The 17,940-nt window shown below is 73.7% G+C and carries 18 protein-coding genes; 13 read left to right on the forward strand and 5 right to left on the reverse strand.

All coding sequences use genetic code 11. From position 1 onward, the window contains the following. From hisF to BMY04_RS20195, 6 genes are all read left to right on the forward strand, one after another. Positions 1-810: an imidazole glycerol phosphate synthase subunit HisF gene (hisF, locus tag BMY04_RS20170; protein WP_091185957.1), complete on the forward strand. Its 810-nt coding sequence runs from the start codon at positions 1-3 to the stop codon at positions 808-810. Next, a complete protein-coding gene (locus BMY04_RS20175) occupies positions 807-1,265 on the forward strand; it encodes an HIT family protein (protein ID WP_091185960.1) in 459 nt (152 codons plus the stop codon). The genes hisF and BMY04_RS20175 overlap by 4 nt, the downstream gene beginning before the upstream one ends. After that, positions 1,262-2,569 carry a glycosyltransferase 87 family protein gene (locus tag BMY04_RS20180; protein ID WP_091185963.1) on the forward strand — a complete coding sequence of 436 codons (1,308 nt, stop codon included), beginning with the start codon at positions 1,262-1,264 and terminating at the stop codon, positions 2,567-2,569. Before BMY04_RS20175 ends, BMY04_RS20180 begins: the two co-directional genes overlap by 4 nt. A gap of 98 nt (positions 2,570-2,667) precedes the next feature. Continuing rightward, positions 2,668-4,392, forward strand: a complete 1,725-nt coding sequence (ilvD, locus tag BMY04_RS20185; protein WP_091185967.1) for a dihydroxy-acid dehydratase — start codon at positions 2,668-2,670, stop codon at positions 4,390-4,392. A gap of 16 nt (positions 4,393-4,408) precedes the next feature. After that, entirely contained in the window at positions 4,409-4,828 is a 420-nt protein-coding gene (locus tag BMY04_RS20190; RefSeq protein WP_091185971.1) for a VOC family protein, read from the forward strand. Positions 4,829-4,918: 90 nt separating this feature from the next. Continuing rightward, the gene (locus BMY04_RS20195; RefSeq protein ID WP_170854245.1) at positions 4,919-6,118 is read left to right on the forward strand and encodes a DNA glycosylase AlkZ-like family protein; all 1,200 of its coding nucleotides are present in this window, start codon (positions 4,919-4,921) and stop codon (positions 6,116-6,118) included. On the opposite strand, the gene BMY04_RS20200 is transcribed toward BMY04_RS20195, so the two are convergent. Beyond that, the gene (locus BMY04_RS20200; RefSeq protein ID WP_091185977.1) at positions 6,115-6,561 is read right to left on the reverse strand and encodes a MarR family winged helix-turn-helix transcriptional regulator; all 447 of its coding nucleotides are present in this window, start codon (positions 6,559-6,561) and stop codon (positions 6,115-6,117) included. The genes BMY04_RS20195 and BMY04_RS20200 overlap by 4 nt on opposite strands. A gap of 61 nt (positions 6,562-6,622) precedes the next feature. On the opposite strand from BMY04_RS20200, the gene BMY04_RS20205 reads away from it, so the two are divergent. Then, positions 6,623-7,441, forward strand: a complete 819-nt coding sequence (locus BMY04_RS20205; protein WP_091185979.1) for an NAD-dependent epimerase/dehydratase family protein — start codon at positions 6,623-6,625, stop codon at positions 7,439-7,441. A 56-nt stretch (positions 7,442-7,497) separates the two neighbouring features. On the opposite strand, the gene BMY04_RS20210 is transcribed toward BMY04_RS20205, so the two are convergent. Continuing rightward, positions 7,498-9,258 (reverse strand): protein kinase domain-containing protein, encoded by a 1,761-nt coding sequence (locus BMY04_RS20210; RefSeq protein ID WP_091185981.1) that lies wholly within the window; start codon positions 9,256-9,258, stop codon positions 7,498-7,500. A 75-nt stretch (positions 9,259-9,333) separates the two neighbouring features. Between BMY04_RS20210 and BMY04_RS20215 the strand changes: the two genes are divergently transcribed. From BMY04_RS20215 to BMY04_RS20235, 5 genes are all read left to right on the forward strand, one after another. Further along, a complete protein-coding gene (locus tag BMY04_RS20215; RefSeq protein ID WP_170854246.1) occupies positions 9,334-10,278 on the forward strand; it encodes an aminoglycoside phosphotransferase family protein in 945 nt (314 codons plus the stop codon). Between the two features lie 314 nt (positions 10,279-10,592). After that, positions 10,593-12,347, forward strand: coding sequence for an acetolactate synthase large subunit (locus tag BMY04_RS20220; RefSeq protein ID WP_091185988.1), 1,755 nt, complete (start codon positions 10,593-10,595; stop codon positions 12,345-12,347). A gap of 46 nt (positions 12,348-12,393) precedes the next feature. Beyond that, positions 12,394-12,933 (forward strand): acetolactate synthase small subunit, encoded by a 540-nt coding sequence (gene ilvN / locus BMY04_RS20225; protein ID WP_091185991.1) that lies wholly within the window; start codon positions 12,394-12,396, stop codon positions 12,931-12,933. An 85-nt stretch (positions 12,934-13,018) separates the two neighbouring features. Continuing rightward, positions 13,019-14,038, forward strand: a complete 1,020-nt coding sequence (gene ilvC, locus BMY04_RS20230) for a ketol-acid reductoisomerase (RefSeq protein ID WP_091185995.1) — start codon at positions 13,019-13,021, stop codon at positions 14,036-14,038. A 208-nt stretch (positions 14,039-14,246) separates the two neighbouring features. Continuing rightward, complete coding sequence (locus BMY04_RS20235) at positions 14,247-15,152, forward strand: hypothetical protein (RefSeq protein WP_091185998.1); 906 nt, start codon at positions 14,247-14,249, stop codon at positions 15,150-15,152. A 125-nt stretch (positions 15,153-15,277) separates the two neighbouring features. On the opposite strand, the gene BMY04_RS20240 is transcribed toward BMY04_RS20235, so the two are convergent. Continuing rightward, the gene (locus tag BMY04_RS20240) at positions 15,278-15,838 is read right to left on the reverse strand and encodes a hypothetical protein (RefSeq protein WP_139210033.1); all 561 of its coding nucleotides are present in this window, start codon (positions 15,836-15,838) and stop codon (positions 15,278-15,280) included. Between the two features lie 56 nt (positions 15,839-15,894). Further along, positions 15,895-16,458: an O-methyltransferase gene (locus tag BMY04_RS20245; RefSeq protein WP_091186003.1), complete on the reverse strand. Its 564-nt coding sequence runs from the start codon at positions 16,456-16,458 to the stop codon at positions 15,895-15,897. A 140-nt stretch (positions 16,459-16,598) separates the two neighbouring features. Here BMY04_RS20245 and BMY04_RS22950 point away from each other — a divergent pair, with 140 nt between their 5' ends. After that, positions 16,599-16,754, forward strand: a complete 156-nt coding sequence (locus tag BMY04_RS22950) for a hypothetical protein (protein WP_170854247.1) — start codon at positions 16,599-16,601, stop codon at positions 16,752-16,754. 85 nt (positions 16,755-16,839) lie between these two features. Here the strand turns inward: BMY04_RS22950 and BMY04_RS20250 are convergent, their stop codons facing one another. Then, the gene (locus BMY04_RS20250; RefSeq protein ID WP_091186007.1) at positions 16,840-17,916 is read right to left on the reverse strand and encodes a 3-isopropylmalate dehydrogenase; all 1,077 of its coding nucleotides are present in this window, start codon (positions 17,914-17,916) and stop codon (positions 16,840-16,842) included. Positions 17,917-17,940 lie beyond the last annotated feature (24 nt).

Consider the following 17,940-nt stretch of genomic DNA (forward strand, 5'->3'; position numbering starts at 1 on the left):
GTGCCAGTCGCCGTCCGGGTCATCCCCTGCCTCGACGTGCACGCCGGCCGGGTGGTCAAGGGCGTGAACTTCGTCGACCTGCGCGACGCGGGCGACCCCGTCGAGCTGGGGGCCGCGTACGACGCGGAGGGGGCCGACGAGCTGACGTTCCTCGACATCTCCGCGAGCTCGGAGGGTCGCGAGACCACGCTCGAGGTCGTCCGCCGGACCGCCGAGACCGTCTTCATCCCGCTCACCGTCGGCGGCGGCGTGGGCAGCGTCGCCGACGTGGACGTGCTGCTGCGGGCCGGGGCCGACAAGGTCGCCATCAACACCGGCGCCATCCGCCGGCCCGAGGTGATCGGGGAGATCACCCGGCGCTTCGGCAACCAGGTGCTCGTGCTGTCCGTCGACGCGCGACGCGCGCCCGACCAGCCGTCGGGCTTCGAGGTCACGACGCACGGTGGACGCCGGGCAGCCGGGCTCGACGCGGTGGAGTGGGCGCGCCGCGGCGTCGAGGAGGGCGTGGGGGAGATCCTGCTGAACTCGATGGACGCCGACGGCACGACCGCGGGCTTCGACCTCGAGATGATCGCCGCCGTCCGGGCGGCCGTGGACGTGCCCCTCATCGCCTCCGGCGGCGCGGGCCGGGTCGAGGACTTCCCGCCGGCCGTGGCCGCCGGGGCCGACGCCGTGCTGGCGGCCACCGTGTTCCACTTCGGCACGCTCCGCGTCGGCGAGGTGAAGGACGCGATCGCCGCCGCGGGCTTCCCCGTACGGCGCGCGTCCTTAGCGATGCAGCGCCCGACCAGGGAGACTGTCGCGACGTGAGCCCCTCGGAGACCGACGCCGGCACCGGCCCGGACGCCAGCAGCGCCGACTGCATCTTCTGCGCCATCGTCGCCGGCACGATCCCGTCGCGCCAGGTCTACGCCGACGAGGCGGCGGTCGCGTTCCTCGACATCAACGGCTGGCACCGCGGCCACACGCTGGTGATCCCGCGCCGCCACGTCGCCGACCTGGTCTCCGGCGAGCCGACGCTGCCGGCGATCGCCCCGGCGATCGACGCGGTGGCGCGGCTGCTGAAGGACCGGCTGGCGCCCGACGGGTTCAACGTGCTCTCCTCGGCCGGCCCAGTGGCCGGGCAGACCGTGTTCCACGCGCACGTCCACGTCATCCCGCGCTACGCCGACCAGCCGGGCTTCACCCACCTCGTCGACCCCAGCGAGGTGCCCGCCGCCGAGCTCGACGCGGTGTGGGCGGAGATCACGGGCGGCACCGCGTGACGTCCTCGCCGGCCGTCGCGGCGCCCGAGTCCGGCGCGCCGGCCCCGCAGCACCCGCTCACCCCGGGCCGGCGGGCGCTCCTGCTGCTGGCCGAGGTCGGCCCGCCCGCCGTCGTCGCGCTGCTGGTGCTGCCCTTCGTCATCGCCTACAGCCACTGGTGGCCGCGCACCCCGAACACGATCGACCTGCAGGTCTACGTCTACGCGGTGAAGGACATGCTGGCCGGGCGCGACATCTTCGCGACGACGACGCCGGGCTGGCACCTCTACTTCATCTACCCGCCGATCTCGGCGGTGCTGATGACCCCGCTCGCCTTCGGGCCGTACCTGTTCTGGCAGCTGGCCTGGACCGTCGCCGGCGTCGGCGCCCAGCAGTCGGTGCTGCGGCGCTGCGGGGTGCAGCGCGGCTGGCGGCTGGCGCTCGTCGGCAGCGTGGCCGTGGTCGCGGTCGAGCCGATCCGCACGACCCTCGGCTACGGGCAGGTGAACACGTTCCTCATGGCGCTCGTGGTCGCCGACCTGCTGCCGCGCTGGCCGGGGGCGCCGCAGCACGAGCGCCCGTGGCGGGGCGTCCTCGTCGGGCTGGCGGCGTCGGTCAAGCTCACCCCGGCGCTGTTCGGGGTCTTCGCCTTCCTGGCCGGCCGGCGCAGGCTCGCGATCGTCTCGGGACTGTCGTTCCTGGCGTTCACCGCCGTGGGATACGCGTTCCTGCCCCGCAACACCGTCGAGTACTACACCGGGCTGTCCGGCGGCGACACCCGCTCGCCGGCCTCACCCTTCTACGTCGGCAACCAGAACCTGCTGAGCGTCTTCTACCGGCTGATCGACACGAGCCGCACGACGAGCCTGCTCGGGTTCGGCGTCGCCGCCACCGTGGCCGTCGTCGGGACGCTGGTCGCGGTGCACTGGTGGCGCGTCGGGCAGAAGGTGTTCGCGATCGCGCTGGTCGGGCTCTGCACCAACCTCGCCTCCCCGGTGTCCTGGACCCACCACTACGTGTGGATCCTGCCGATGGGGGTCGCCGTGCTCACCCAGGCCCTGCCGCGCTGGGTGCGCGTCGTCGCCGGGTTCTGGGTCGTGTGGGTCTGCCTGTGTCCGCCGCTCGCGCTGCTGCCGTACGGCAACCGGGTCGAGGCCACCTACTCCCCGCTGCAGGAGCTCGTCGCCAACCTCGGCCCGGTCACCGGCGCGGTCCTCGTGCTCGGGCTCGCCGTGCACGTGCTGGCGACCCGGAACCGTGAGGTCCCGCGCCACGCCCTGGTCGCCGGCGGTGCGCCGGTCACGGCCCCCGCGCTCCCGCGCTGAGCCCCGCACCGACGCGGCACTGCAGCCGAGCAGCCTCGGGGCGTACGGCGGGCGGAAGGCTCGGAGAACCGTCGGCGCCGCGCACTACATTGACGGCTGTGACCGACACCCTCCCGCAGACCTCGACGGACACCCCTGACGCCAACGCCGGCGTGGACATCAAGCCGCGCTCCCGCGTCGTCACCGACGGCCTCGAGGCGACCGCCTCGCGCGGCATGCTGCGCGCCGTCGGCATGGGCGACGACGACTGGGTCAAGCCGCAGGTGGGCGTCGCCTCGAGCTGGAACGAGATCACCCCCTGCAACCTGTCGCTCGACCGGCTGGCCAAGGCGGTCAAGGACGGCGTGCACGCGGCGGGCGGCTACCCGCTGGAGTTCGGCACGATCTCGGTGTCCGACGGCATCTCGATGGGCCACGAGGGCATGCACTTCTCCCTGGTCAGCCGCGAGGTCATCGCCGACTCGGTCGAGACCGTGATGTCGGCCGAGCGGATGGACGGCTCGGTGCTGCTCGCCGGCTGCGACAAGTCGCTCCCCGGCATGCTGATGGCCGCCGCGCGCCTCGACCTGGCGTCGGTCTTCCTCTACGCGGGCTCGATCATGCCGGGCCGCGTCGGGGACAAGGACGTGACGATCATCGACGCGTTCGAGGCCGTCGGCGCCTGCCTCGCGGGCCGGATGACGCGCGACCAGGTCACCGAGGTCGAGAAGGCGATCTGCCCGGGCGAGGGCGCCTGCGGCGGCATGTACACCGCGAACACGATGGCCAGCGCCGCCGAGGCCCTGGGCATGTCGCTCCCCGGCTCCGCGGCGCCGCCCGCCGTCGACCGCCGTCGCGACGGCTTCGCCCGCAAGAGCGGCATGGCCGTCGTCGAGCTGCTGCGCCGCGGCATCACCTCACGCGACATCCTCACCAAGGAGGCGTTCGAGAACGCCATCGCCGTCGTCATGGCCTTCGGCGGCTCGACGAACGCGGTGCTGCACCTGCTGGCCATCGCCAACGAGGCCGAGGTGGACCTGACCCTCGACGACTTCGTGCGCGTCGGCAAGAAGGTTCCGCACCTGGGCGACCTCAAGCCCTTCGGCCGCTACGTGATGACCGACGTCGACCGCGTCGGCGGCGTGCCCGTGGTCATGAAGGCCCTCCTCGAGGCGGGCCTGCTGCACGGGGACTGCCTGACCGTGACGGGCAGGACCATGGCCGAGAACCTGGCCGACATCAACCCGCCGGACGTCGACGGGACGATCCTGCGGGCGCTGGCCAACCCGATCCACCCGACCGGCGGCATCACGATCCTGCACGGCTCGCTCGCGCCCGAGGGCGCGGTCGTCAAGAGCGCGGGCTTCGACACCTCCGTGTGGGAGGGGACCGCGCGCGTGTTCGACGGCGAGCGCGCCGCCATGGACGGGCTCGAGGACGGCACCATCACCGCCGGCGACGTCGTGGTCATCCGCTACGAGGGCCCCAAGGGCGGTCCCGGCATGCGCGAGATGCTCGCGGTCACCGGCGCGATCAAGGGCGCCGGCCTCGGCAAGGACGTCATGCTCATCACCGACGGCCGCTTCTCGGGCGGGACGACCGGCCTCTGCGTCGGCCACATCGCCCCCGAGGCGACCGAGGGCGGCCCGATCGCCCTCGTGCAGGACGGCGACAAGATCACGCTCGACGTCGCCAACGGCACCCTCGAGCTCGGCGTCGAGGCCGACGAGCTGGAGCGTCGCCGGGCGGCCTGGACCGCGCCCGAACGACCGGCCCGCCGGGGCGTGCTGGCGAAGTACACCAAGCTGGTGCGCTCCGCCAACGTCGGCGCGGTCTGCGGCTGAGCGGAGGCCTGGGATCGTGAGCGTCCCGCGCCTGCGCCAGACCGTCCTCGACACCCAGGACCCGCGCGCCCTCGCCGAGTTCTACCGGGTGCTGCTCGGGCTGACGTACCGGCCGGGTGACGAACCGCCGGCGCCCGGCGAGCCCGACCCGCACGGGGAGGACTGGCTGGTCCTGCACGGCGACGGCGGCGTCCCGGCGCTGGCCTTCCAGCGCGTCGAGTCGCTGCCGCACCCGACCTGGCCGACCGGCGAGGTCCCGCAGCAGCTCCACCTCGACACGACCGTGCCGACCGCGGCGGACCTCAAGGAGCAGCACCTGCGCGCCCTCGGGCTGGGCGCGACGCTGCTCTACGACCGGTTCGACGACCCGGAGGAGCCGCTGTACGTGTACGCGGACCCCTCGGGCCACCCGTTCTGCATCTTCGTCGCCGACTGAGCCGAGGTCTCGCGCGTCGTGCCCCGCCGAGGGACACCACGGGCGGGAAGCTCGGGCACCCTGTCAGCGCCATCCTCTAGCGTTCCGACCGTGCGGGCGATCGGGGTCGAGCAACGTCGCGCGCGCCTCGCGCGGCGCCACCTGCTGCTGCCCGGGACGCGGACCGACGACGTCGCGGCGCTCGCCGACGCCCTGGTCGCGCTGCACTCGTCCGACCCGGTGACCGTCTACCTCTCGGCCCTGGCCCGGATGGCCCACCCCTGTCTGGCCGCCGTCGACGCCGCGCTCTACGAGCAACGTTCCGTGGTGCGCCACCACGCCGTACGCCGCACGCTCTGGGTCGCCACGCCGGAGGTCGTCCGCGAGCTGCACGGGGCCGCGACCCTGGCCCTCGTCACGCCGGAGCGGCGCCGCACCGCCGGCTACCTCGCCGTGAGCGGGGTGGAGAGACCGGAGGCGTGGCTCGGCGCGGCGGCGGAGCAGGTGGTCGCCGACCTGCGGGCGCACGGGCCGAGCACCGCGCGCGAGCTGGGCGAACGCATCCCGGCGCTGCGCCAGCCGATCGTCGTCGGCGGCCCGCGGTGGGGGGCCACCCAGTCCGCGCACACGCGGGTGCTGCTGGGCCTCGGCTTCGCCGGCGTGCTGCTGCGCACCCGGCCCGTGGGCAGCTGGGTGAGCGGCGCGTACCGCTACGCCCTCGCGGAGGACTGGCTGCCGGGCGGGCTCGGCGACCTCGACCCGCGGACGGCGCGGGCGGCTCTGGCCCGTCGCCACCTGGAACGCTTCGGCCCCGTCAGCACCGACGACCTGCGCTGGTGGACGGGCTGGACGGCGGCGGCGACGAGGGCGGCCCTCGCGGACGTCGGGGCGCAGGAGGTCGCGCTCGCCACCGGTCCGGCCTGGATGGCCGCCGGCGACGTGGCGGAGGTCGAGGACCCCGGTCCCTGGGTCGCGGCGCTGCCGAGCCTGGACCCCACGACCATGGGGTGGAAGGAGCGCGCCTGGTACCTCCCGCAGAGCGCGGAGCAGGCGTTCGACACGAACGGCAACGCCGGGCCGACCCTCTGGGTGGACGGACGGGTGGTCGGCGCCTGGGCGCAGGCGCCGGACGGCCGGATGCTCACCCACTGGTTCGAGGCGGTCCCCGCGGCGCGGCGGGCCGAGCTCGACGACCGGCTCGCCGTGCTCGCGGCGGCCGTCGGGGAGACGCGCTACAGCGTCCGGTTCCCCGGCCGCGAGCACCCGCGGATCCTCGCCGGCCGGGCGGAGGGTGCGGACCAGGACGGCTAGCGGCGCGCGCCGTGCCCGACGCGGCGCAGCAGGGCGCGCAGCTGGGCCGCCTCGGCGTCGTCGAGGTCGGCGAGGAGCGCGCGCTCGGCGTCGTCGCTGGCGCGCGTCGCCTCCCGCAGCGCCACCTGACCGGCGGGGGTGAGCTCCACGACGTTGCGCCGCCGGTCGACGGGGTCGGGGCGCCGCGCGACGAAGCCCTTGGCCTCGAGGCCGTCCAGCAGCCCGACCATCGAGGTGCGGTCCACCCCCAGCCGTGCGGCGGCCTGCTGCTGGGACTCCGGCTCGTGGCCGCCGAGGAGCAGCAGGACGGCGAGCTCGCGCGCTCCGAGACCCGCCGGCGCCAGGTGCTCGGCGTGCAGGTCCTCCAGCTCGAGCAGGGCCCGCTTGAGGAGGTAGGTCAGCCGGCCGACCAGCTCCGGTCCCAGGTCCGCCTCGTTCACCACATCGCCAGGTTACTGCTACTCTGATGATCAGTCCTACTGACGATCAGTAAAGGGGAACATCATGTCCACACTTCTGCTCACGGGCGCCTCGGGCCTCGTCGGCGCCCGGCTGCTCCCGCGTCTCGTGGCGGCGGGCTTCGAGTGCCGCGCCCTCGTGCGGGGCGAGCACCCGCTGCCGCCCGAGGTGGTCGCCGTCCGCGGCGACCTCGCCGACCCCGACTCGCTGCGGGCGGCCGTCGAGGGCGTCGACCTGGTCGTGCACCTCGCGGCGCTCTTCCGCACCCAGGACGAGGCGGCCATCTGGCGGGCGAACCTCGACGGCACCCGGAACCTCCTGTCCGCGGTCGAGGCGTACGCGCCCCGGGCCCGCGTCGTGATGGCCAGCACCGGCAACGTGTACGACGCCGACGCCGCCCGGCCCGCCCTCGAGACGGACGCGTGCGCGCCGACCGCCGCGTACCCCGCGAGCAAGGTGGCGGCCGAGCGGCTGCTGCGCGAGAGCGGACTCACCTGGGCCGTCCTGCGGCTGCCGTTCGTCTACGGTGAGGGCGACGGGCACCTGGCGTCGCTGGCCGCCCTGGCGCCGCGCTTCGGGCTGCACCCGGCGCACACCTACTCCGTCGCGCACCACCGTGACGTCGCGGCGGCCGTGCTGCTGGCGGCCGAGGGCCGGATGGACGGGCGCGTCGTGAACCTGACCGACGACGCGGCCGTGACCGTGTTCGAGCTGGCCCGCTACGGCGGCGTGCTGATCGAGGGTTCGGCGGAGCCCCTGGTGGACCCCTGGTCGGGTCGGATGGACGGTTCGCTCATCCGCGAGCTCGGCTTCGTGCCGGTCGTGCCGACCGTCGCGGTCGCGGCCCGGGAGGGCAGCCTCTGACGGCGGGCAGGGCAGGAGTCGGGCGGGGGAGGACGAGCTCGCCCGCGAGGCCGGGCTCAGCCGTTAGGGTGCTTGTCCAGGTACGCGGCCATCCGGTCGGTCCGCAGGCCATCGCTCAGCTCGGCCATCTGCGCCGCGTCGACCGGCTCGACGGTCTCCCCGTCCTGCCGGACCGCCTTCTCGACGGGCACGGCGAGCAGCCGGATGTCGCTCGGGCCGAGCCGGAGCGACAGCGCGGTCGAGCGCAGCTCGGAGTCCGACAGCGAGCTGTCGACCTGGATCCGCTTGGCGGCGTTGCCGACGAACTGGGTGAACTGGCGCGGCCGGGCCAGCACCTCGGGGGACAGGCCCTTGGTGAGGATCGCCTTGAGCATGTCGCGCTGGTGCTCGGCCCGGTCCCGCTCGCTGGTGCTGCCCTGGCGGACGTAGGCCAGCGCCGACTCCCCGGACAGCGTGATCCGCCCGACCGGGTAGGTGAAGCCGTGGCTCTCGAACTTGCGCCGGTTGTCGACGGTGACCCCGCCGAGCTCCTCGGTCAGCCCCACGAACCCGGTGAAGTCGATCATCGCCACGTGGTCCACCGGCGTCGACGTCACGGCCTCGACCGCGCGGACGACCGGCGACACGTCGTCCTCGCCGTCGTACGTGCGCCCCAGGGTCGTCGTCCCGTCGCCGTCGGGCACCACCAGGTCGCGCGGGAACGAGATGACGTACGCCTGGTCGCGCGCCTGGGTGAGGTGCACGAGCATGATCGCGTCGTTGCGCTCCGGGTCGGACTTGTCGCCCGCGTCCTTGCCGATGAGGAGGTAGTTGAGCGTGTCGACGGCCGCGGGGTCCTTGGGCGGCCGCTTCGTGTCGGGCGTCAGCTGGAGCCCACGGCTGATGTTCGCGGTCACGCTCCGGTCCACCTCGTAGAGGTAGACGCCGCTCGCCCCGAGGACGAGGGCGAGCACGGCGACGACCACCCCGACGGCGACGAGCAGGGTGGTACGACGGCGGCGGGTCGACGCGGGCAGCGGGGCGGTCGCCGCGAGCCGGTCGCGCAGCTCGGCCGCGGTCGGGCGCTCGGCGGGGTCCGTCGCCAGCGCGCCGAGCACGACCCGCATCAGCGCGGGGCTCACGCCGGGCAGGGCGGCGACCGGCTCGTCGAACCGGGCCAGCAGCTCGGGCAGCGACAGGTCGTCGTCGACGGTGCCGTGCGGCGGGCTGCCGCCCAGCACCGCGTAGAGGGTCGCCCCCAGCTGGTAGACGTCGCCAGCCTCGCTGGCCCGCTCGCCGCGCAGCACCTCCGGCGGTGCGTAGGCCGGGGTGATGCCCTCGCCGCTGCTCGACTCGACGTGGCCGGCCAGGCCGAAGTCGGCGAGCCCGGCGTGGCCGTAGCGGTCGATGAGGATGTTCGCCGGCTTGACGTCGCGGTGCAGCATCCCCTGCGCGTGCGCCGCGGACAGCGCGTCGGCGATGCGGACGCCGACGGCACGGACCCGGTCCTCGTCCTGGCGGCCCTCCGGGCTCTGCCAACGCGTCAGCGAACCACCCGGGCAGAGGTCCATGACCAGGTAGGGGCGGCCGTCCTCGAGGATCCCGGCGTCGTGCACGGTGACGATGCCGGCGTGCCCCGACAGGCCGCCCGCGGTCCGGGCCTCGGAGAGGAAGCGGTCGCGCTCGGTCTCGGTGTCGAGGGTGCGGGCGTCGACCTTGACCGCGACGAGGCGGTCCAGCGACTCCTGGCGGGCCTGCCAGACCGTGGCGAAGCCGCCCCGGGCCAGCGGCCGCCAGCCGCTCATGCCGGGGATGTCCGGAGCGGTGAGGACGGCCATCGCGTGACGATTGTGCCACCGCCGGGTGTCGGCGGGGCCCGTCCGCGGGAACCGGGACGACGGAAGGGGGTGGGCGTGGCCCAGGAGAGCGACCTGTTCCGCGTCCGGCTGCAGCCGCTCGTCCGGGCGCGGGTCGCGGCGCTCGGCCCGGCCGGCCAGGCGTGGGTGGACGCGCTGCCCGGGCTGCTCGCCGACCTGGCCGCGCGCTGGTCGCTCCGCCTCGGCCGTGGGCTCCCCGGCGGGTCCGCGTCCTACCTCGTCGCGGCCACGCGTGCCGGCGGCGGCGACGCGGTGCTCAAGGTCGCGCTGCCCGGGCCCGGCTTCGCCCGGGTCGCCGAGGCGCTGAGGGAGTCGGCCGGCCGGGGCCACGCGGCGGTCCTCGAGGTCGACGAGCCGGCAGGCGCGCTCCTGCTCGAGCGGCTCGGTCCCTCCCTGGACCGCTCCGGCCTCGGACCCGAGGAGCAGGTCGAGGTGCTCGCCCGCACGCTCGCCGTCGCCTGGCGACCGCCGGACCGTGCCCCGGCGGACAAGGCCGGGTCGCTGGCCGAGGGCGTCCGCGCCCGGCACGTGCAGCATCCGGGCGCCGCCGACGACGCCGTGGTCGACCGCGCCCTCGCCCACGCCGCGCAGCTCGCCGACCACGCGGGCACGGACCTGGTGCGCGTGCACGGCGACCCGCACCCGGGCAACCTCCTGCGGGTGCCCCGGACCCGGCCCGGGGCCGAGAGCGGCTGGTGCTTCGTCGACCCCGAACCCCTGGTGACCGACCGCGCGTACGACCTCGGCGTCGCCGTGCGCGACTTCTCGGGCGCGTTGCTCGCCGACCCGGGAACCGCCGCCGCCCGGCTCCGGTCCTGGTGCCGCGCGGTGGCCGCGCCGAGCGGCACCGACCCCGAGCGGGTCTGGGCCTGGGCCTACCTGGAGCGGGTGTCGACCGGGCTCTACGTCACCTCGTTCGGCGCGCCGCGCGTAGCCGGGCCGTTCCTGGCGTCGGCCGCGCTCCTGCTGCGAAACTCCTAGGGCCTCCGAGCGTCCTTCCGGAATCCGGGACGACGAGTCTCACGAGTTGACGCGGACTTGCGCGGCACGGACTCTTGAGGCATGCAGCACCTCCTCGTACGCACCCGCGTCGGCTGAGCCCACCCCGCTCGTCGACGCTCCCTCGTCTGCCTCCGGGCAGCGGGGGTTTTTTGTTGCCCACGCGTTCACCGACGCTCGGGCGACGGGGAGAGAAGTTGCACCGGCGTAACATCCAGCAGGGCCTCCTGACCAGCGCACCGCCAGCGCTGGGTCCAGGCACAGGGGGCCCGCACCGCACGAGGGAGAGACCCGCGATGTCCACGACAGACCCCGCCGCACCCGAGCAGACCGGAGCCCAGTCTCTCGTCTCGTCGCTCGAGCACGCAGGGGTGGACGTCGTCTTCGGCATCCCCGGCGGCGCGATCCTGCCTGCGTACGACCCGCTCTTCGACTCCAGCGTGCGCCACATCCTCGTGCGCCACGAGCAGGGCGCCGGTCACGCGGCCGAGGGGTACGCCGTCGCCACCGGTCGGGTCGGCGTCTGCATGGCCACCTCCGGCCCCGGCGCGACGAACCTCGTGACCCCGATCGCCGACGCCTACATGGACTCGGTGCCGATGGTCGCCATCACGGGCCAGGTCGCGGCCCCGGCGATCGGGACCGACGCCTTCCAGGAGGCGGACATCCGTGGCATCACGATGCCGATCACCAAGCACAGCTTCCTGGTGACCAAGGCCGAGGACATCCCGGCCGCGGTCGCGTCGGCCTTCCACATCGCCTCGACCGGGCGCCCCGGCCCCGTGCTCGTCGACGTCACCAAGGACGCCCTGCAGTCGACCAGCCAGTTCCGCTGGCCGACGCACCTCGACCTGCCGGGCTACCACCCGGTCACCCGCCCCCACGCCAAGCAGGTCCGTGAGGCGGCCCGCCTGATCGGCGAGGCCCGCCGTCCCGTGCTGTACGTCGGCGGCGGCGTGCTCAAGGCTCGCGCCTGGGACGAGCTGCGCGAGCTCGCCGAGCTGACCGCCATCCCGGTCGTGACGACGCTGATGGCCCGCGGCGTCTTCCCCGACAGCCACCCGCAGAACATGGGCATGCCGGGCATGCACGGCACGGTCGCCGCCGTGGGCGCCCTGCAGCGCGCCGACCTGCTGATCGCGCTGGGGACCCGCTTCGACGACCGGGTGACCGGCCAGCTCTCGTCGTTCGCCCCCGGCGCCAAGGTCATCCACGCCGACATCGACCCGGCCGAGATCTCCAAGAACCGAAGCGCCGACGTCCCGATCGTGGGCGACGCCAAGGAGGTCATCGCCGAGCTGACCTCGCTGCTGCGCGGCAACGACGCGCGCCTGCCGGACGTGGGGGAGTGGTCGCGCCAGCTGGCCGACCTCAAGCACCGCTACCCGACCTCGTTCGACCTGCCCGACGACGGCACGCTGTCGCCGCAGCACGTGATCAAGCGGATCGGCGAGCTGACCGGCCCGGACGCCTACTACGCCTCGGGCGTGGGGCAGCACCAGATGTGGGCCGCGCACTTCCTGCCCTGGGAGCTGCCGGGCCGCTGGCTCAACTCGGGCGGTCTCGGGACCATGGGCTACTGCGTGCCCGCGGCCATGGGCGCCAAGGTCGGGCGCCCCGACGCCACCGTGTGGGGCATCGACGGCGACGGCTGCTTCCAGATGACCAACCAGGAGCTCGTCACCTGCGCGCTCGAGGGCATCCCGGTCAAGATCGCGGTGATCAACAACCAGAGCCTCGGCATGGTGCGGCAGTGGCAGACACTGTTCTACGAGGGCCGCTACTCCAACACCGACCTCAAGACCAACCGCGTCCCCGACTTCCCCAAGCTGGCCGAGGCGATGGGCTGCGTCGGGCTGCGCGCCGAGACCGCGGAGGACGTCGACGCGGTGATCGACAAGGCGCTGTCCATCGACGACGCCCCGGTCGTGGTCGAGTTCGTCGTGCACAAGGACGCCATGATCTGGCCGATGGTCGCCGCCGGCGCCAGCAACGACGACATCAAGATCGCCCGCGACATGGCGCCGAACTGGGCGCAGGAGGACCTGTGATCGACGCGAAGGGGACGACCCCCTCGAACCCCCGAAAGGCGGCGGGATGAGCGCGCACACCTTGTCGGTCCTCGTCCAGAACGTGCCGGGCGTCCTGGCCCGGGTGTCCGGCCTGGTCAGCCGCCGCGGCTTCAACATCGAGTCGTTGGCCGTCGGGGCCACCGAGGACCCGGGCATCTCGAGGATCACGCTGTCGGTGGACGTCGACGACCTCGTGCTCGAGCAGATGACCAAGCAGCTGAACAAGCTCATCGAGGTCCTCAAGATCGTCGAGCTCGAGCCGTCGGCCGTGCACCGCGAGCTGATCCTGATCAAGGTCGCGGCCGACGTCGACAGCCGCGGCCGGGTGCTGGAGATCCTGCAGCTGTTCCAGGGCGCCAAGGCCGTGGACCTGTCGCCGGAGACGATCACCATCGAGGCGGTCGGCAGCCCGGAGAAGCTCGCCGCGCTGATGCAGCTGCTCGAGCCCTTCGGCATCCGCGAGCTCGTCCAGTCCGGCGTCGTCGCGATGGGCCGCGGCCCGCGCTCGATCACCGACCGTAGCGGCCGCGGCGAGCGGCAGAAGGCGATCCGCCTCGTCCCCTGACGCCGAGCAGGTCCGAGCCGACCTGGGCGTCCACCAGCCCGCACCATCCCCAACCACCAGGAGAGTCCCACCCGTGCCAGCCACGATGTTCTACGACACCGACGCCGACCTGTCCCTGATCCAGGGCCGCAACGTCGCCGTCCTCGGCTTCGGCAGCCAGGGCCACGCGCACGCCCTCTCGCTGCGCGACTCGGGTGTCGACGTCCGCGTCGGCCTGCCCGAGGGCAGCAAGAGCCGCGCCAAGGCCGAGGCCCAGGGCCTCCGCGTCCTCACGCCGTACGAGGCCTGCGAGGAGGCGGACCTGATCATGGTCCTCACCCCGGACCCCTCGCAGCGCAAGCTCTACGCCGAGGCGATCGAGCCCAACCTCGTGCCTGGCGACGCGCTGTTCTTCAGCCACGGCTTCAACATCCGCTACGGCTACATCACCCCGCCCGAGGGCGTCGACGTCGTCATGGTCGCGCCGAAGGGGCCGGGCCACCTGGTGCGCCGCGAGTACAGCGAGGGTCGCGGCGTCCCCGTGCTCGTCGCCGTCGAGCAGGACGCGACCGGCAAGGCGTGGGACCTCGGGCTCGCGTACGCCAAGGCGATCGGCGGCCTGCGCGCCGGCGGCATCAAGACCACCTTCACCGAGGAGACCGAGACCGACCTGTTCGGTGAGCAGGCCGTCCTCTGCGGCGGTGCCTCCGCGCTCGTCATGGCCGGTTTCGAGACGCTGACCGCGGCGGGCTACCAGCCCGAGGTCGCGTACTTCGAGTGCCTCCACGAGCTCAAGCTGATCGTCGACCTCATGTACGAGGGCGGCATCGCCAAGCAGCGCTGGAGCGTCTCCGACACCGCGGAGTACGGCGACTACGTCTCCGGCCCGCGCGTGATCGACGACCACGTGAAGCAGAACATGAAGGCCGTCCTCACCGACATCCAGGACGGCACCTTCGCCAAGCGCTTCATCGACGACCAGGACGCCGGCGCGCCGGAGTTCACGCGGCTCCGCGAGGAGGGTGAGCGGCACCCGATCGAGGCCGTCGGCCACCAGCTGCGCGACCTGATGTCGTGGGTCAAGAGCCACGACGACGACTACGTCGAAGGTTCCGCCGCGCGCTGAGGTCCGCCGGACCGGATCTGGTCCGAGCCCGGTACGCCACGAGGCGCACCTTCCTCCGCCGCGCGCACCCTGCAGGGTGCGCCTCGCCGAGAAGGGTGCGCTTCGTGCTGTGTCGGCCGTCCACAGGTCGAAGAGCGAGTCGCTCGCTGTCCACAGACGCGGGCCTCAGGGCTGGTGACGGGCCGCAACGGCTGCTGTTCTCGGAACCATGGACGAGGTGCTGCTCCGTTCCGCGGCGACACGGGGCGGGCTGAGCGACAACGACCTGGCACGCCTCGTCGGGCTCGGCGACCTCGAGCGGCTGCGTCGAGGTGCCTACGCAAGAGCCCTCGGTGCGAGGCGGAGCCCGGAGGAGGTGCACCGCCTGCTGATCGGTGCCACGGTGCCGCAGCTGGGCGACGGGGCGGTGCTGAGCCATGCATCTGCCGGGGTCCTCCACGGACTGCCGCTCTGGCCCGCTCAGGTCGGCACGGTGCACATCACGAGGCCGAGGACCGGCGGTGGCGGGCGACGGACCGTCGTGCGCCGCCACACCAGCGCGCTCGAGGCCGGCGAGACGACGACGGTCGACGGGTGGGCGGTCACCACCGTGCCGAGGACGGTGGTCGACCTCGCCCGGACGCTGCCGTACGAGCAGGGGGTCGCGGCGGGCGACGCCGCCCTGCGGCTCGGCCTGGACCGAGGTGTGCTCGAGGCGGCTCTGCGCCGCCAGGACCGGTGGCCCGGTGCCGCCCGCGCTCGGCGGGTCGTGCTGCTCGCCGACGGTCGTGCCGAGTCGGCGGGGGAGTCGCTGAGCCGCGTGCTGCTCACGGACCAGGGGTTGACGCCGACCGAGCTCCAGCTCGTGGTCCACGGCGCCGACGGTCCGCTGGGGCGGGTGGACTTCGCGTGGCCCGAGCACCGCACGATCGGCGAGTTCGACGGCCGCGTCAAGTACGGCCGGCTGCTCCGGCCCGGCGAGGACGTCGGCGACGTCGTCTACCGGGAGAAGCTGCGCGAGGACCAGCTGCGCGACCTCGGCTGGCAGGTCGTCCGCTGGGTGTGGGCCGACCTCGACCGGCCCGCCGTCATCGCCGAGCGGGTGCGGCGCGCCTTCGCGCGGGCCCACGGGTGAACCTCTAGCGTCCCGCCACGTCGCGCACGTTCCTTCACGACGCGCACCCTGCAGGGTGCGCGTCGTCGAACAAGGTGCGCGTGGTGGAACAAGGTGCGCCTCGTGGCGTGGCCGCGCCGCGGAACTCAGCGGGAGCGGACGGACAGGTTGATCACGCGGGTCTTGTCGGGCCGCAGGGCGGTGCCGACGACGAACACGCGGCTGTCGGGCGTCCCGGTCTGGGTCGTCTCCTGGTCGTTGGCCAGGATGCAGAGCGAGGTCAGGTCGGGCTCGGAGAGCGGCGACGGGTGGTTCTTCACGCAGCCGCCGTACGTGTCCTTGAGCGCGGCCAGCGCGTCGGCCGCGCCGGCTGCCGGCACCTCGAGGGCCGCCTGCAGCGCGTAGTCGTGCGTCGACACGTAGTTCGAGCGCACCACGCGGGTGTCGTCGGGCAGGTCGACGTCGCCGAAGTACTCGACGTCGGCGAGCGTGAGCGAGGCGCACTCGAAGCCGGCGAAGGTGTTGACGCAGCGCGAACCGCGCTCGGTGGTCTTGGAGAAGTACGGGATGCCCCAGCCGCCCGCGAACCGTGCGAGCACGAGCAGCGCGAGGAGGACGCCGAGCACGAGGCAGACGCAGAAGATCGCGATGGTCAGCGCCTTGCGGGCCTTCGCCTGCCGACGCAGGGTCACGGTCGGCGTCGGCACCGCCCCAGGATGCCCGACCGGCGGGCTGTCCAGCGTGACCGGCTCGGCTGCCGGGCTCACCGCTTGACGGCGATCAGGACCGAGGTGTCCTCGGCGACCATCACGTCGACGCTGGTGAAGCGCTCGTCCGACAGCCACGCCACCCGGAGGTCGTCGACGCGGCCGCCCCGCAGCGGCGGCCAGCTGGCGCACGGCACGAAGTCGTCGAGGACGAGCATCCCGCCCTGGTCGAGGAGGGCGGTCACCTCCTCGCGCGGCCAGTCGCGCGCGCTCGCCGCGTCCATGAAGATCAGCGAGAACGGTGCGTGCCCGGCCAGGCTGCTCCAGTCGGCGTGGATCACGTCGATGTCGTCGTCGGCGAACATCGCCATGACCCCGTGCGCGAGGCCCGGGTCGACCTCGGCGGTGACCACGCGCGTGCTCTTGGGGGCACCGCTGCGCAGCCAGGCGGCGCCGACGCCGCAGCCGGTGCCGCACTCGGCGATCGTCCCGGTCCGGGTGGCCGCGAGCGTGGCCAGCAGCCGGCCCGTCTCGGTCCGGGAGGCCTGCACGTAGCCGCGCTGCAGCGACATCCGCAGCGCGCGCAGCACGAGCTCCGGCAGCTCCGGCGGTGCGCTCACCCCAGCAGTGTGGGCCGCGCGGGGCCGCTCGCCGGGCGCCCGGTCCATCATGTGGGAACCCGGGAAACAACCCGGACGCCCGATAGTCGGATGTCCTAGCATCTTCCTACCGAGCAAGCCCGCCGACCGCAGGACACGCGATGTACGAGATGTACCCGGACACGTGGCACGTCGCCGACGACGGCCACCACGACACCGCCGGCAAGCCCCGGCGTCGTGCCCGCAAGGACCACCCGGTGGTCCCCGCCGTCCTCGTACCGCAGAGCGTCCCGAGCCGTACGCGCCCCAGCGCCTGACGCCGGCGCCGCTCCGGAAGGGGCACCCACCGGTCCCCGGCGGCGGGCCGTCCTCGTCGCGCGGCGCCCCGCCCAGACCTCCCGCTCAGACCTTCGCGGCCACCTCGTCGCACACCTGCGCCGCGATCGCGTCGCCGATCTCGGAGGTCGACCGCTTCGTCCCCGGCGTGCGCGCCGTGATGTCGGCCAGCACGGCCCGCTCCACGCGCGCCGCCTCGTCCAGGAGTCCCACGTGCTCGAGCAGCAGCGCCACCGACAGGATCGTCGCGGTCGGGTCGGCCAGACCCTTCCCGGCGATGTCCGGCGCGGAGCCGTGCACCGGCTCGAACATGGACGGGAAGGCTCCGGAGGGGTTGATGTTCCCGCTCGCCGCGAGGCCGATGCCGCCCGTGACCGCCGCCGCGAGGTCGGTGAGGATGTCGCCGAACAGGTTGTCGGTCACGATCACGTCGAAGCGGGCCGGGTCGGTCGCCAGGAAGATCGTGGCCGCGTCGACGTGCAGGTAGTCGGTGCTGACCTGCGGGTACTCCTCGGCCACGGACTCGAAGATGCGCCGCCACAGCCCGCCCGCGTAGACGAGGACGTTGTGCTTGTGGACCAGCGTCAGCTTGTTGCGGCGACGGGTCGCGCGCTCGAAGGCGTCGCGCACGACGCGCTCCACGCCGTAGGCGGTGTTGATGCTGACCTCGGTGCCGACCTCGTGGGGCGTCCCGCCGCGGAACGTCCCGCCGTTGCCGCAGTAGAGGCCCTCCGTGCCCTCGCGCACGACGACGAAGTCGACCTCGCGACCGCCCACGACCGCGTCGGACAGCGGCGTCTCGACACCGGGGAAGAGCCGGCTCGGACGCAGGTTGACGTAGTGGTCGAAGGCGAAGCGCAGCTTGAGCAGCAGCCCGCGCTCGAGCAGCCCGCTCGGCACGTCCGTCGCGCCCGGCGCGGCGCCGACGGCGCCCAGCAGGATCACGTCGGCGGCGGCCAGCGACGCCATGGTCTCGTCGGAGAGCACCTCGCCCGTACGCTGCCAGTGCGCGGCGCCCAGGTCGTAGCGGGTGATCGCGAACGCGTCGCTCCCGGCCACGGCCTCGAGCACCTTCAGACCCTCGTCGACGACCTCCGGTCCGATGCCGTCGCCACCGATCACCGCCAGCTTCTTCTGCGTCACCGGCGCATCGTAGCGGCGAGGGCG

Origin of the sequence: Microlunatus flavus, assembly GCF_900110855.1 — a bacterium.
Taxonomy (GTDB): domain Bacteria; phylum Actinomycetota; class Actinomycetes; order Propionibacteriales; family Propionibacteriaceae; genus Microlunatus; species Microlunatus flavus.